General features: G+C 38.9%; 12 protein-coding genes. 3 read left to right on the top strand and 9 right to left on the bottom strand.

Going from position 1 to position 15,242, the window contains the following annotated elements; translation table 11 throughout:
• Window positions 1–17: 17 nt before the first annotated feature.
• From sucC to H6731_09760, 5 genes are all read right to left on the bottom strand, one after another.
• Window positions 18–1,175 carry an ADP-forming succinate--CoA ligase subunit beta gene (sucC, locus tag H6731_09780; GenBank protein USN50537.1) on the bottom strand — a complete coding sequence of 386 codons (1,158 nt, stop codon included), beginning with the start codon at window positions 1,173–1,175 and terminating at the stop codon, window positions 18–20.
• A gap of 281 nt (window positions 1,176–1,456) precedes the next feature.
• Entirely contained in the window at window positions 1,457–3,127 is a 1,671-nt protein-coding gene (locus H6731_09775) for a leucine-rich repeat domain-containing protein (protein ID USN50536.1), read from the bottom strand.
• 87 nt (window positions 3,128–3,214) lie between these two features.
• Window positions 3,215–3,859, bottom strand: coding sequence for a lipoyl(octanoyl) transferase LipB (gene lipB, locus H6731_09770; GenBank protein USN50535.1), 645 nt, complete (start codon window positions 3,857–3,859; stop codon window positions 3,215–3,217).
• A gap of 84 nt (window positions 3,860–3,943) precedes the next feature.
• Window positions 3,944–4,747, bottom strand: coding sequence for a hypothetical protein (locus H6731_09765; GenBank protein USN50534.1), 804 nt, complete (start codon window positions 4,745–4,747; stop codon window positions 3,944–3,946).
• Between the two features lie 317 nt (window positions 4,748–5,064).
• Window positions 5,065–6,411: a sodium-dependent transporter gene (locus H6731_09760; GenBank protein ID USN50533.1), complete on the bottom strand. Its 1,347-nt coding sequence runs from the start codon at window positions 6,409–6,411 to the stop codon at window positions 5,065–5,067.
• Between the two features lie 301 nt (window positions 6,412–6,712).
• Here H6731_09760 and H6731_09755 point away from each other — a divergent pair, with 301 nt between their 5' ends.
• Both H6731_09755 and H6731_09750 read left to right on the top strand, forming a co-directional pair.
• Window positions 6,713–9,103, top strand: coding sequence for an AAA family ATPase (locus H6731_09755; protein ID USN50532.1), 2,391 nt, complete (start codon window positions 6,713–6,715; stop codon window positions 9,101–9,103).
• A gap of 25 nt (window positions 9,104–9,128) precedes the next feature.
• A complete protein-coding gene (locus H6731_09750) occupies window positions 9,129–9,782 on the top strand; it encodes an IS1595 family transposase (GenBank protein USN50531.1) in 654 nt (217 codons plus the stop codon).
• A 227-nt stretch (window positions 9,783–10,009) separates the two neighbouring features.
• Here H6731_09750 and lipA read toward each other — a convergent pair whose 3' ends face one another.
• From lipA to H6731_09735, 3 genes are read right to left on the bottom strand one after another with little or no spacing between them, the layout of a single operon-like run.
• Window positions 10,010–10,885 (bottom strand): lipoyl synthase, encoded by an 876-nt coding sequence (gene lipA / locus H6731_09745; GenBank protein USN50530.1) that lies wholly within the window; start codon window positions 10,883–10,885, stop codon window positions 10,010–10,012.
• A gap of 1 nt (window position 10,886) precedes the next feature.
• Window positions 10,887–11,393 (bottom strand): DUF2505 family protein, encoded by a 507-nt coding sequence (locus H6731_09740; GenBank protein ID USN50529.1) that lies wholly within the window; start codon window positions 11,391–11,393, stop codon window positions 10,887–10,889.
• A gap of 16 nt (window positions 11,394–11,409) precedes the next feature.
• A complete protein-coding gene (locus tag H6731_09735) occupies window positions 11,410–12,822 on the bottom strand; it encodes a sodium:glutamate symporter (protein USN50528.1) in 1,413 nt (470 codons plus the stop codon).
• 297 nt (window positions 12,823–13,119) lie between these two features.
• On the opposite strand from H6731_09735, the gene H6731_09730 reads away from it, so the two are divergent.
• Entirely contained in the window at window positions 13,120–14,124 is a 1,005-nt protein-coding gene (locus H6731_09730) for a hypothetical protein (GenBank protein USN50527.1), read from the top strand.
• A gap of 443 nt (window positions 14,125–14,567) precedes the next feature.
• On the opposite strand, the gene H6731_09725 is transcribed toward H6731_09730, so the two are convergent.
• A complete protein-coding gene (locus H6731_09725) occupies window positions 14,568–15,239 on the bottom strand; it encodes an ABC transporter ATP-binding protein (protein ID USN50526.1) in 672 nt (223 codons plus the stop codon).
• Between the last annotated feature and the right edge of the window lie 3 nt (window positions 15,240–15,242).

The following is a 15,242-nucleotide window of genomic DNA, read 5'->3' as shown; positions in this document are numbered from 1 at the left end:
TCTATCCCTCTTTGTTATTATTTGACCTGAGCCACAGCAAGCTTGGCACCTTCCAACATGTCATTGGCAGCAATGATACTCAGCCCCGATTTATTCAATATCTCTCTTCCCGCATCCACGTTGGTCCCTTGCAGGCGCACAATAAGAGGCAATTTTAATTCTAAAGATGACGCAGCCTTAACCACGCCCTCAGCAATGACATCACATTGAGCTATTCCACCAAAAACATTGACAAATATGGCTTTGACCTGTGGATCACGCACAATAATGCGCAATGCTTCTTCTACTCGTTCTTTGGTAGCGGAACCGCCAACATCCAAAAAATTTGCAGGTTGCCCACCAACGTGTTTAATAATATCCATTGTCGCCATGGCAAGTCCCGCACCATTGACCATGCAACCAATAGAACCTTCGAGAGCAACGTAGCTCAATCCATGATGTTGAGCCTCGATCTCTTTGGCATCTTCTTGACTTGGATCACGCATTTCACTCAATGCTCTTTGGCGAAAAAGCGCATTGTCGTCGATTGTCATTTTGGCATCTAATGCAACAACGCGATCTTGATCAGTAATAATCAAAGGATTGATCTCAATCATTGAGGCATCACAATCCAAAAATGTTCTGTACATTCCCATAAGCATTGCAACAAATTTTTTCTGAACAGCCTTATCAAGTTCGAGTTCACGAGATAGCAAACGAATTTGAAAGGGCATGAGACCAATACTTTTATCGATATAAACACGTTTGATGCTTTCTGGATTTTTTTGTGCGACCTCTTCAATATCCATGCCTCCTTCTTTGGAAGCCAAAATACACATCTGGCTGCTTGCTCTATCCACCAGCATACTCACATAAAGCTCTTTTTTAATGCTGGTACCCTTTTCGATCAAAACACATGAAACCTTTTGCCCCAGCCCTGTTGTCTGAGCTGTTTTAATAGTCATGGCAAGTATTTCTTCTGCATACTGGGCTGCTTCCTGCTCATTTTTGGCAAGCTTTACGCCTCCAACTTTCCCACGTCCTCCAGCATGCACCTGAGCTTTAACAGCACACGGTACGCCGATCTCTTTGATAGCTTGCTTAGCTTCTTCGAGGGTAAAACATACTTGAGACTCCAGTGTGTAAACACCGCGTTTACGCAAAATATCTTTTGCTTGGTATTCGTGTAACTTCATGGGCATCAACCTATCTTTTTGGACTTTATCATTCTCTTAGCGATGATCCCATGGCTTCACAAGGAGGGCTCCTTTTGAAGGCTTCAATAAAAATTAGAGGCGCAGAAAATTCTGCGCCTATCGATTTGAGCTTAGATTAGATCTAATACCCAAAGCCATAAATCACTGCGCCTTTAACTTCTAAGCGCCCGCAGCAAAGCGAGGACTAGGAAGGAATTAAAGGCTCAGTGATTTATGGCTTTGGTATAAACCGCAGCTTATGACAATAAAACCAAGGCTTTCTAAAATTGGCATGTTCCCGCTGGGCAATAATCTGATGTCAATGGATTTTCGTGAAGATGCAAATAAAATTGCTGACCTTTGAGCGCCTCGAGGGGGCTTATATCCGAGATATTATTGTAGCTTAGAGCAATATAGTAAGAAATATTCTTGAGACTAACCAGCGGGCTTACATCACTGATTCGATTGTGTGAAAGATCGAGAGCACTAAGCTTTGTTAAATTTCCTAGTCTCGAAATATCAGTTAGATTGTTTCTGTTCAAAACTAAGCTTTCAAGTTCACTCAAAAGTCCAATTTCAAAAATATCATGTAAAGAGTTATCGCTTAAATTCAGTTCTTTTAACTTCCTAAAAGAAGCTAAGCCTTGTGAGTCAAATATTTTGTTGTGGCTTAAATTAAGGCTTTTTACCTGATGTAGTCCCACTAAATTCTCCAAAACAGAGACATCAGATATTCTATTATCATCGAGAGTTAATTTGTTTAAATTTATAAGCACATTAAGTGGTTTTATACTATATATTTTATTTTTTCTAATGTTCAGTTCACGCAAATCAGACATATTTTTGACGCCATCTATTTCATCAAATTCATTTTCACTGAGGTTTAAGAACTCCATATTAACCAGATTTTTAAAATAGCCAGAGTTAGATAAATTATTTTTTTCAAGGTCTACTTTTCTAAGCTTGGTTAACATAGCAATATCATTGACAATGCCGATAATATTATTTGATAAATCGAGTTCTTCAAGTTCAAATAAATTCTTCAAGAAACTAGCATAACGAAGCTGAGAATTTGTAAAAACTAATTTTTTAAGCTGAGAAAATTTTCTGATACTATCAACGCCTTTTCCTATTTCGACATAGTTCAATTCCAAATTCAAAAGCTTTGAATTTATTTTTTCAGGCATCAATAACTCATCAATCGTGCTATTTCTTATTTCTAAATTTTGTAGTTCTCTAAGTTCATGTAGGCTATCGATACGATTAAAATCTAAGCCTGCAATACTCAGCCTCTTAAGCGCTATAAGCTTGCTAAAGATTGTAAAATCCTTAAAAGTTGCAAGCCGGTATCCTGAAACATCCAGTGCTTCCAATTTTATTGCCGTATCAATGAGTGCGAAATTGCCAATCTGACCATTATGCGAATGATAAGCTGTTACTCTGAGCTCCTTAAGCTTTGCAAAATGTGAAAAATCAATTAACTGCGAACTATTAAGCTCTAAACTTTCCAAAGAACTTAATTGATCGAGATTGACTAAAGGTTGAGAACCAATCAAAAGTTCCAATTTTTTCAGCGCAGGCATCTTGGCAAGCGGTGCTACATCAAAAATGCCTATTTCCTCTGCTAAGTACGCAATGCTAATTTCTTCGATCCAATCAAGAGCTATCAATGGCTTAAGAGCCCCCAAGGGCTCTTTGGGAGCGGCAAAAGAACTTCTATGATCAGCAAAATAAAGCTTTTTCTTTTCTTGTAATCGAAGCGCTATTTCTTCGCAGCTAAGGGGAAATGACTCTAGTTGCCCTTGCACAGCATCGTTAATTGCCTTTATGCTTTGACGTTCGAGACTGGGCAAATTGCTATCTCGGCACATAGCTAAGAAATCTGCAACACTCGCTTGTGATTGCAATGAAACAAAAAAAATAATTGTTGTCATCAAAAGAAAATTTTTCATACTCCCTCCGTGTTTCAACTTAGAAGGAAACTTACAAAAAAATGATTATTCGCTTTTAACTATGGTGATGATAGATGCTTCTTTCGCCTAAGCATCAAGGTGTTTTTGTAACTCTTTTTGAAAATCTTCACTTAAGCAAGAAAAAAATTGCTTAAGCTCAACATTTGGCGCGCAACGATGTAATGAAGTAATAGCCAAACCAGCAATACCGCACGGATCGATAGCACCAAATAATTTTCCATCGTTGAGCACATTAACGGCCATACCGTGAGAGGTGATGTAATTTTTTATTCTCAGCCCGATAAAAGCAACTTTTTTGCCATCGATAAAAATGCCCGGACCCAAGCTTGAGCATGTACCTGCCACTCCATAACGCACAAAGGTCCTTAACAAAGCACTTTCTAAAATGGAGATCAAGCGGCTTGGATAGATACGATGAAATTTAATATTGAGAACGGGATAGAGCACCACTTGCCCTGGCTCATGAATAGTTGCACCACCGCCGCGTTCAATCGTGCGCAGCAAAATATCTTTTCGTTTGCTAAGTACATGGTGATGAATAATGGATAGACGAGGGTTTTTCCCCATAGTGATCACCGATTCTTTATGACTTCCTATGCCGATAATGATCAACGAAGGATCTTTAGTAACCTGAGCACGAGCTTCTTCCATAAAAACAAGTGCATCGTCATAAGGCCATTGAGCAAAAGTTTTGATGATAAATGCTGTCATGTGCTCTACCTAAATAATGCATCGGCAATAAAAAAGCCCCGAAATAAATTCCGGGGCCAGGACTATTGATATTTTATTTATTTATTATTGAGGAGCGACGTTTCTGTTTTTTCCTTCACCAACACCATCGGGATTACCGAGGTCTCTTCTAGAAAAGGCACCTTGGCTTCCGCCTTTGTAGAATGAACCTTGCTCATAGGTTTCATTGCTTGTGTGGTTATACATTCCAGGAAGTACAACTTCCAATGCTGTTGCATCAGCAGACTTCACACCTGGAGCAGGAGCCTTAGCACCACGAGCGCCCGGAAGAAATGCTGTTTCTCCTGGATAGTAGTTGCTTAGACCACGAACGCTTAAGTTGTTGTTGTTACCTGTTGCATAGGTACCTTGGTTGATTTTCTTAGCCAGTGGAGCTGCAATCGGTACAACTTCTGGATTAACTCCTGATCCAAATGCAACATTACCAGCCATACCACCATCAGGTTCGGTCAAGAATCTGAACCAACGGGTCATTTGCATACGGTTTCTAAAACCACCAGGTACCCCAGGCCCACCACCAGGAATTTTGCTTACGTCTGGGAAAAAGTTATGTCCTTGAGGAAAGTCATAGAGACTTAGGTCACGCAATGGACCAACGTTAATATGGCAATCTGGATCTTCTGGACCAGCAAGTCCATCACCATCTACATCCCAAAATGCACGGCAACGACCATATTGAGTAAAGCTTGGTAGACCGTTGTACATTGCTGGTAGAACATTGGAGCTTGCATCACTGAGAGCCGTGCTCTCTTGGCTTGCCATATCTTCCACTGGACCACAGGCATTCATAAGAATTACCCCAAACGGTACCATGAGAATTCCTAGTATTTTTACAATTTTTTTGTTCATATACCCACCAACTTTTTACTGTTAAATGCGAAAGACAGTTGGGACTTAATACCCACACTTACTTCACATGTGTTGTTGGCGCGTATATAGTATCAAGCAAAACCTCATGCAGGTTTACATGTAGCTTAATAGATCACTTTAACCCAATTCAATTAATTAGAAATACTCACTTTTAACAACAAAAAACTTTACTTAATTTAAACTTATTGATTATTTGGGGGTTAGCAAAAAAAATGGCTAGTTAAAGCACCAGCCAAAAAAACGTGGATTTTTTAAAAATTTTCAACATCTACCATGAAAATATATTTTATATCTCTTTATAAGGCACTCATCATCACAATCAAAATGGCAAGGGGCGCAACAACCCCTATGAGCACACGCCACATAGGAAAGAAAAATTTTCTTTTAAACGAATTATCACCAAACAGATGTTCGGATTTGATGACGCGCGCAGCAAAAAGTGAGATAGCAATACCACCGATAGGTAGAAAAATATTGGTAGAAAGATCAGCAATAAAATCAAATACTCCAAAACGACCAAATAATTTAACCTCTGACCAAAGATTAAATGAACAAGCGCAGATGATGCTCCCTATAAAAGTAGCCATACCCACAATCACGCTTGCCGTACGGCGGCTCATTCTCATTTTGGCTATGCAGTGCTCTACTAAAGGCTCTGCAAAAGATAGTGAAGATGAAAGAGCAGCAAAAAAGAGCAGGAGAAAAAACAATGATCCCCAAAAGGCTCCAAAAGACATCTTAGCAAAAACAATGGGCAAAGAAACAAACATCAAGCCTGGCCCCTGAGCAGGAGAAAGGCCAAAAGAGAAAATCAATGGAAAAATTGCCATACCAGAAAGAAGCGCAACCAACACATCAAGACCAGCAATCACCAATACAGCACGCGTGACCGAAATCTTTTTAGGAAGATGCGAGCCATATACCATCATGGCACACGCACCCACAGCCAAAGTAAAAAATGCGTGGCCCAAACTAGAAACAATGATTCCAGGTTCAATTTTTTGTGGTTCAAAACTAAACAAAAATTTTAAAGCTTCTCTAAAACCATCGCTCAAAGATGCATCGAGCACCAATACAAGCAGTACTACCAACAAGGCGGGCATCATCCATGAGCATGCGCGCTCAATGCCTTTTTGCACCCCAAAAAAAACAATGGCCATAGTAAAAAAAATAAAGAGCAAAGCGCAGCTCATCAGCATTGTTGGCTGAGATAAAAAATTTGTCCAAATGATTTGTATTTGGTCGGGAGTTTTTTGAGAAAATTTCCCTATCACCGAAAATATAAAATAGGCAATACTAAAACCTGCCACAACGCTGTAAAAACAAAAAACTAAAAATAAGGTCGTAAGCCCAAGGTACCCTGTGTAACGCCATTTTTGCGAAAGATTATTGCTACAAGCCAAACTTGAAATGCTGCTTATGGCATCACTCTGCCCTAGTTTTCCAAGCATAATCTCGGCAATCATGACAGGAACTGCCACTAGTAGAACAAAAAACAGATACATGATGACAAATGCAGATCCGCCGTGGCTCCCTGCCATATAAGGGAATTTCCAAATATTACCCAGACCAACCGCAGCCCCAGCAGCAACCCAAATAAAAGATAAAAAAGACGACCATTTTTCTCGCTGATGTCCGCTCATTTATTCTCCACTACTTTTCATAGGCAATTTAATCTTCATCTATACACCCATTAACTTTTTCAATTCTTTTATAGGGCGGATTCTTTGATACAAGCAGGTGAAAAGCCTCTTTCTTCCAAACAATACATCAAAAATACTTTTACCATACTCATGTATTACTTTTATTTACTTTTTTAATTCAAACATTAATATCAATTAAATTTAACAATATTTACCAGCAAATAAAAAAGTTAAAACACGATCATTAGAAATAAAAAAACAAACAGATATAATCATAATTCAATAAATATCAGGGATCTTCATGAGCACTATTAAACCGATAAAACCTCTTAATTATTTATTATTACGCTCTAAATGTGACCCCAACAATTTTTCGTTTACAAGTTCTGCCGACATACCTGACTTGGAAGAGTTTGTCGGTCAATCACGAGCCCTTGATGCAGCCAGATTTGGTATATGCATAGCACGCGATGGATTTAATATTTTTGCCTTGGGACCTAAAGGTGTAGGCAAGCTTTCCATCATGCAGGCACTTTTAAAGCAGCAAGCCCAAAGCATGCCAAGCCCTCATGACGCCTGCTATGTGCACAATTTTGAAAAGCCCAACAGTCCTCGTCTCCTTCTATTGCCGCAAGGTCTTGGTCAAAAATTGTCACGAGATATGTCTTCACTTGTGGAAATTTTAAAAACTTCCATACCAGCTATTTTTGATATGAAAGAATTTGCTCAGCGCATCAAAGAAATCGATGAAAAAACTCAAAAAAAAGAATCGAGCGCTTTAAAAAAACTTGAAGATGCCGCCCAACAGCAAGACGTAGCTATTCTTCGCACCGCTGAAGGATTTGTATTAGCTCCCACGCACAACCAAGAACTTATTTCTGAAGCTGATTTTCAAAAACTTCCCAAAGAAGAACGAGAGATAAGAGAAAAAAATATGGAAGAGCTAAGAAAACAGCTCACCAATTATTTAAACCAAATTTCCGCCTGGAATAAAGAACACCGTAAAGAAGTAAAAGAGGCACTCAAATATTTCACCATGTTGCAAGTGGGAAATAGTATCGACGATATCAAAAAAAATTATCAACATGTGCCAGAGGTCATCACCTATTTGGAACAGGTTCAAAAAGCCATTTTGGATAACCCCACAGATTTTCGTAAACAGACTGCGGGAGCAGCATATTTAATGGCTCAGGAATATGAAAGCAGCTCTCTTAATCGCTATAAAGTCAATGTCTTTGTTGATAACAGCAAACAAAGCGGCGCACCTGTTGTCTATGAAGATAATCCAAGCGTAAGCAATCTTGTTGGTCAAATAGATCATATTTCAAGGCTTGGCGCTCTTACAACCGATTTCAGTTTGATAAAATCCGGCGCACTGCAAAAAGCCAATGGCGGTTTTCTTGTACTAGATGCCTACAAAGTACTTACTCAACCATTTGCTTGGAGTGTTTTAAAACGTTCACTGCGTGCTAAAAAAATTGTCACAGAAAATATTAACCAGATGCTGGGTTTTTTAGGCAGCGTAACTCTCGAACCAGAACCTTTAGCATTACAGCAAAAAGTTATTCTACTGGGAGATAGAAGAACCTATTACATGCTGTGCCAACTCGATCCGGAATTTTTAGAGCTTTTTAAAGTTGCAGCCGATTTTGATGAAGAGATCGATAGAAACCCAAAAAATGAATTTCTATTTGCTCAACTTCTAAAAAAATTATCCAAAAAAGAAAACTTAAAACCTCTGAGTAAAGCAGCTGTTGCCAAAATGATTGAGCATGGGTCACGATTAAAAGAGGACTCGCAAAAAATTAGCACCCATGCGCGCAAACTTTCTGATTTGTTGCATGAGGCTGATCATTATGCGCAGCTTGAACAAAGTCAAAACATCAATGAACTTCATGTAAACAAAGCTATTGCACAACAAGAAATACGAGCCTCTCGCATTAAAGAAAAATTTTTTGAAAGTATTCATCGCGGCATTTTTATGATCGATACCAACGGTAAAAAAATAGGACAACTTAATGGACTGTCTTATGTTTTGGTAGGAGAGCATGCCTTTGGTCATCCCATGAAAATTACCGCTCGAGTAAGTGCCGGAAAATCTCAAGTAGTCGATATTGAACGAGAAGTAAAACTCGGCGGACCAATTCATTCAAAAGGTGTGCTCATTTTAACCGGATATCTCAATGGAAAATTTTCTAAAACAGAACCAAGCTCTCTATCGGCCAGCATCGTCTTTGAACAAAGCTATGGAGGAGTAGAGGGAGATAGCGCCACGGCAGCCGAAGCATGCGCACTCTTATCAGCCATCGCACAAATTCCCCTCAGTCAATCAATAGCCATCACAGGCTCTATGAACCAACACGGAATTATTCAGCCGGTGGGAGGTATCAACGAAAAAATCGAAGGATTCTTTGACGTGGTACAAAAAAATGGATCTAAAAAAGGCCATGGAGTCATCATTCCCAAAGCCAACATGGATCAGCTCATGCTCAAAGAGGATGTGGTCAAAGCCGCGCAAAAAGGGCTATTTAATATTTACGCCATAGAAACCATTGACGAGGCCATCGAAATTCTAAGTGGTCACCCAGCTGGCATAATAAACAATAGAGGCAACTACCCAAAAAATAGTTTTTACCAACAAGTTGCCAACGCACTTAAAGATTTTAATAAAAAAAGGGGCTGTAGTAGCTAAGCCCAATTAAGGGTAAGCTACTTCAATGTATAAGAGACGCAGCCGTTTAACAGTGCGCCAGCAGAGCGAACTGATAAAATTATTTGTTGCTGGTGTAACCGCCAGAGCAGCATCAGAACTGGTTATTATTCAATCTAATACAGCCAGTAATTTCTTCTTAAGGTTAAGAAAATTAATAGCCAGCAAACTTCCAAGCTATGACTTAAGCGGAGAAATTGAAGTAGATGAAAGTTATTTTGGCGGAGTTCGAAAAGGCAAGAGAGGACGTGGAGCTGGAGGTAAAGTAGCTGTTTTTGGCCTTCTTAAGCGAGGTGGCAAGGTTTACACAGCCATCATTCCTAATGCAAAAACAGAAACTCTTCTGCCTATTGTAGAAGAGAAAGTTCTTCCGGACAGCATAGTTTATACAGATACCTTTAAATCATATAATGCCTTAGATGTATCTGCATTTCACCATATGCGCATTAATCATTCCAAGCTGTTTGCTGATAAGCAAAACCATATCAATGGGATTGAGAACTTCTGGAACCAAGCCAAACGCAATCTGCGTAAGTTTAATGGGATAAAACAGGATAATTTTTATTGGTTTCTTAAGGAATGTGAATGGCGCTTCAACGGAGGCAATCACCAACAGCTTCTAAAACAGCTAAAATACTGGTATAAACACACTAAACATTAACGCTTAGCTACTACAGCCCCTAAAAAAATCAACGCTCTTTCTAAGAAAAGCTGAGTGATGTTTGCTAAATAATTTTTTAAGAAGCAAATAAAATAACTACTTAATTTCTTGGCTTGAATTTTTTCTAATACCAATTTCCCAAATTAACTGAGTCTTTAATTTCAGAACGCCCGCAGCAAAGCGAGGACTAGGAAGAAATTAAATACTCAGTTAATTTGGGAATGGTATTAACAGGCAAAAGCCAAAGAATCTTCATGAACTTCTTTTGCATGATACGAGCTTCTGACCAATGGCCCCGCAAAAACGTGCTTAAGCCCTATTTTTTTGCCATGCTCAATAAATTTTTCATAACTTTTTTGCGTGACATAACGTTCAACTGGCCAATGTTTAAGCGATGGACGCAAATATTGCCCAATGGTAACAATGCTCACTCCAAGATCTTTTAAAAGATTCAGAGTTTCAAGCACTTCATCGTCACTTTCACCTACACCCACCATCAAGCCACTTTTGGTGCTAAGCTTTTGAGCTGCATGTGCTAACACTTTTGTTGTGGTTAAAAAGTTAGATTGAGGTCGCAACTTTTTATAAAGTCGCTGCACGCTTTCGATATTGTGCCCAAAAACATCAACTTCACTCCCTAAAATTTTATCGATCAAAGAAAGATGACCTCGAAAATCTGGAGTAAGCAATTCTATTTTTGTATGAGGATTTTCTTTCTTTATGGCCGATATTACTTTAACAAAATGATCTACCCCAAAATCTGACAGTTCATCACGATCAACGCTGGTGATCACAACATAGTCAAGCTTCATTTTTCTCACTGCATCAGCCACAGCTTGGGGTTCATTTTGATCGAGAGGCAATGGTTTTTTAGTAGTAACTGAACAAAAGTGGCAACGGCGAGTACAGCGATCGCCCATAATCATAAAAGTTGCGCTTTTACGCGAAAAACAATCTCCGATATTAGGGCATCGCGCTTCTTCACAAACAGTTGAGAGCCTCCCCTCCCGCATGATGCGTTTTACTAAACGCTTTTCACCATGACTTTTAAGAGCGGTGCGAAATTCTTTGGGCAGGCGCAATAGATCTGAAGAAGCAGGCATATCAAGCTACCGAAGCATAAAATTTCTCTTGAATTTTAGGCTCAATTTCATAGGTGTTTTTAAGTTCATTGACAATGAAAGACTCAACAACTTTTCCCAAAAATGGAATATCGACGCTGATCTTTCCTTCGATCACACGTTTACACCCCTTTCCAGATTTGCTGAGCTTCCATACACCTTGGCCGTGAAATTTTATGCCCTTGATCTCCGGCACAATCTCCCAATGCACACAATGTTCTTCAGGAACATAATGCGAAATTTCTTGCCAAGAAAATGAATCGTTTTGAATAATTTTTTTAACAGCAGATGGCCATTGACCAAGTTTTTTTACTCTGAAGGTCCACACAACTTCTCCATTTTTTTTATCGTCTTTGATGAGAAGCTTGCGCTCTTCAAAATCTAACCCCTTCTCAAGCATGGTGTTGAGAGCTGGATCATTGAGATGAGCCTCAAATTTTTCCAAAGAAATATGAGGAAAACAGTGTTCGAGAGAAAAACTCGTAGCCATCGACATCTCCTAAAACTCAATCGTCGGCAAAATCGCCACCCATAACTTTTGCTTCTCCCTCGCGCAATGCCGTGGGTGAAGGCCCTGCCCAACCAACTAAAAGACGAGAAAGTAGCAAGCATGCTAAAAACCCTCCCACCAAAACAGCGATTGGCCACGCTACTATTCCCTGCATCACCAAATGAGGAACCAAACTAATAATGGCAATCTCAACAAATGCGACCCCAAAATAAGAAATACCGAAATCTTCAAGAACACCAGATTTCATGCTTGGATCAAGAACGCGAACCAAAACCATAGACATGGCTACTGATCCCGTGTTCCAGCCAAACAACAACATAGATCGCTCAAACCAAAAATTGCGGCACACACGTCTTCCGATAACCCACACCATAAAAAGTGTTAATAAAGTGCCAAAAGTGAACATGGCCATAAGAGGTAAAGCAAAATTAATAACAAGTTTGGCAGAAATAGACGCAATTCCAAAAGCCACCAAGAAATCAGTAACCATAGAGCCAATCCGGTGAATAACTGTTCGATCTACATAACGGCCAATTTTTATAAGGTTCATTATTTTTTGAATCACAGCTCCCGTAAGCAAGGCCACACAAAAAACCGGCACACTTATGCCCAACAGATTTTGCACAATTCCACTAATTTTATAAGCAGCAACAGCGGTAGAGATAACAATGGCAATATGCCAAGTAAGCGGATCAAGCGCGATAGGACTCACTGTTTCATTTCCCATCGAAGGTTGTTCTTCTTCGGGAACAAAACCGGTCTTCATACTGATGGGCATTTCTTGGACTGATTGCACAAGGCGCGTCCACCCCAGGCGAGTCCCAATATTTATGAGAATCATACCGCCCAAAACTCCAACCAAAATACCAACAGTAGCGGAAGCATAGCCAATACTCAGAGCACCTTCAAACCCGTAAGATTCAAATACCGAACCGATCGCCGCAGCAGTACCATGCCCCCCAACAAAACCTGCAGGCAAAAGCAAAACAAAACCTTTGGGAAGGTAGCTAAAGATAGGATAAAGAAACAAAGCTCCAAATAATAATGTGAAGCCATACTGCCCTAAAATAGAAGCTAAGTTGAAAAAAAATGTATCTCCAGCATGTTCAATAGTTTTCTTTACAGAAATCTTTTTCTTGCGCTTCCCTAAAAATAAAGTAGCAAAGAGGAGCACCACTAAAAACGATGGATATGATGCTATATTCTGCTGCCCATCAATTTCGCTGAAAGGCAAAATATCTAAAAACTGAGGTCCACCAACCAATGCCAATAAACCTGCAATGATAGCGCTAGGGATATAAGTATTTTGTAAAAATTTTATTTTACTTCTCAGTAAATGAGAAAATAGGATAAGGGTTGAAATCACTCCAAAATCAGCCAGGACTGGCAGTGAAGAAACCATGGCCATGAAAACTCCCATTAAAAGTTGAAATCAATATTCAGCTTCTGACGAACTCATCCCATACGCAAAAAGGAGAAGGATGTTTTAGCGCCTTAGGCTCTCTTGCAGTGGCTTGATAAAAAACAAAGACCAGATATAGCAAAAGCTGATACGAAAGCTCTATTGCACAAATTAAATGCTTGGAAAACCCAGGTGCAAGCAAAGTTTATTTTGCAAAAAAATAATGCTTTTGGCGTGTTAAAATGAAATTTGTAGAATGAATTTGTATAGTAGGTTTTATTCTTTTACCCAAAGGAACCCTAGATGGCTGATTCAAAAATTATTTTGAGGCTTGCGGTGGTGGTGCCCGCATTTTTATTTTTTTCATGCGCAAAAGTACCTATTGAAGTAACGCTCGAGAATTTTATCTCTATACATGAAGATAAAGTAAGCGAAATGACTACTAAATTGCTCAATCGATTAAAGCAAGCCAAACTTGCCGAACCAGATGCGCCAGACAGCCCTGGTAAAGTTAAGAAAGCAGATTGCACAAAAGCTTTTAATAAGTGGCTCACGGGCCAATTCAACCATAACCTCGTCCCTAAGCGTATTATTACGCCAAGCATCTATGCCAAAGACAACCCAAATCCACTTATAAAACAATGTAGGGATGTAAATCTCGACGTTAAATTTTCCGAAACAGCTCAACAAGTAGCTCTTGAATACAAAGATCAGAATTTTACTGGCACGCACTACAACTTAGATAACCTACGAGAACAACTTAACTCAAAAAAATGCAGCAAAAATTTTATCGAGCCAAAAAATAAAAAATTTAGTATCAACTCCGTAAATTTTAAAATAGAAAATAACACGCTCAATATCCCAAGCCCTGAGTATAAAATATATATTTCTACCAGAGGAATTGATGACAGCGAGTTATCAGCAAAAAACGCTGAGGAAAATTTAGTAACTTCTGGATCTATTATAAGTTTTGCCCAAAGCAAAGCTATTCCTCCACATTTTACGGGGCTTTGGCACGCAACAAACGCGGGTAATCACAATTTTGATATCGTGCAAGAAAAGCTAGGCCTTCCCGATACCGATATCATAGCTATCCCAGGACTTTTAAAAGTTCAGGATTTGATCAAAGAAATAGATGGTTCAGCATATTATATTGTTCCCAAAGGTCACCTTGCCTTTTTCATTATGGTTGAACTTTCCATTCATGCATCACTGTCGGATGCTATGTGCGCCTTGGATGAATACAAAAAAGAAGTAAAAAAAGAACAAGAAGAGCAAAAGAAAAATTTTTATAAGTCTAAAAAGTGATGAAATTTTAAGCATCCGTTGGGTTCAATAGAGATCTTTTTCAGGGATCACTATTGTTAAGTTTCATCATTTCTTTCAAAAAGCGCTTTGAATACTAGATCTTTCTACTCAATGCTCACCATATTTCCCTTAATAATTTTTTGGACATCATTTGATGGAACAGCATAGCGCAACTGATTATAGAATTAAGACGCTTTTCTTTTGCGCTATTTTCTCGTCTTGGCAACTTGATATTTGCCAATAACTCTAATCTCTTTTTATTCGGATAATTTTGTATTTCTTGAGATTGATGTTCTATTTTGCAGTGTTCATCTTAATCAGCAGTTTTTATTCTTATTTTACTGTGTATTAATATCAAATTTAAATACTTTATTAACTGCTAAATTTCAGAGTTTTATTCTGCAAACTTATTCACGCCCTATTATTTATGAAAAAATTCTAATCTAAGCGACATATAAATTTTCTTTATCAAGAAAAAATTTTCTATGAAAAGAATCACTGATAGCTTTATTGTGGGTCACCAACAGTACCGTCACTTTTTTTTCTTCATTATATTTTTTTATAAGTTCAATAATATGGTGCCCAGTTTTATCATCGAGATTACCGGTTGGCTCGTCGGCTAACAATAACCGTGGTTCATGAGCCAGGGCCCGAGCTAGTGCTACTCGTTGTTGCTCCCCACCTGAAAGTTCTCCTGGTTTATGGCTCAACCTATCGCCAAGCCCTACATACTCAAGAACTTCACAAGCTTTAGGATAGGCTTTATTCTTAGAGACTCTGCGCATCATAAGCGGCATCATCACATTTTCTACAGCGCTAAACTCGCTCATCAAATGATGAAACTGAAAAACATAACCAATATTTTCATTGCGAAAGTCAGCAATTTTAGCCTCTGACCAATGCATGATATTGGCAAAATCATAGGTGATTGTTCCTAAAGTGGGAGTATCAAGGGTGCCAACCACATGCAAAAAAGTACTTTTTCCTGCACCTGATGGACCTGTCAGCGATATGAGGTCACCTTGAGCAATTGACACGTTAATATTTTTTAAAACCGGAATCGTTATGCCATTGAGATAATAATTTTTTGATAGGTTCTTTATTTCAACATTCATGTG

It is taken from the genome of Myxococcales bacterium, from assembly GCA_023898405.1.
Lineage (GTDB): Bacteria > Myxococcota > UBA727 > UBA727 > JABDBI01.
Note: the sequence above shows the minus strand (reverse complement) of the source record. Positions and strands in the feature narration are given on the sequence as shown.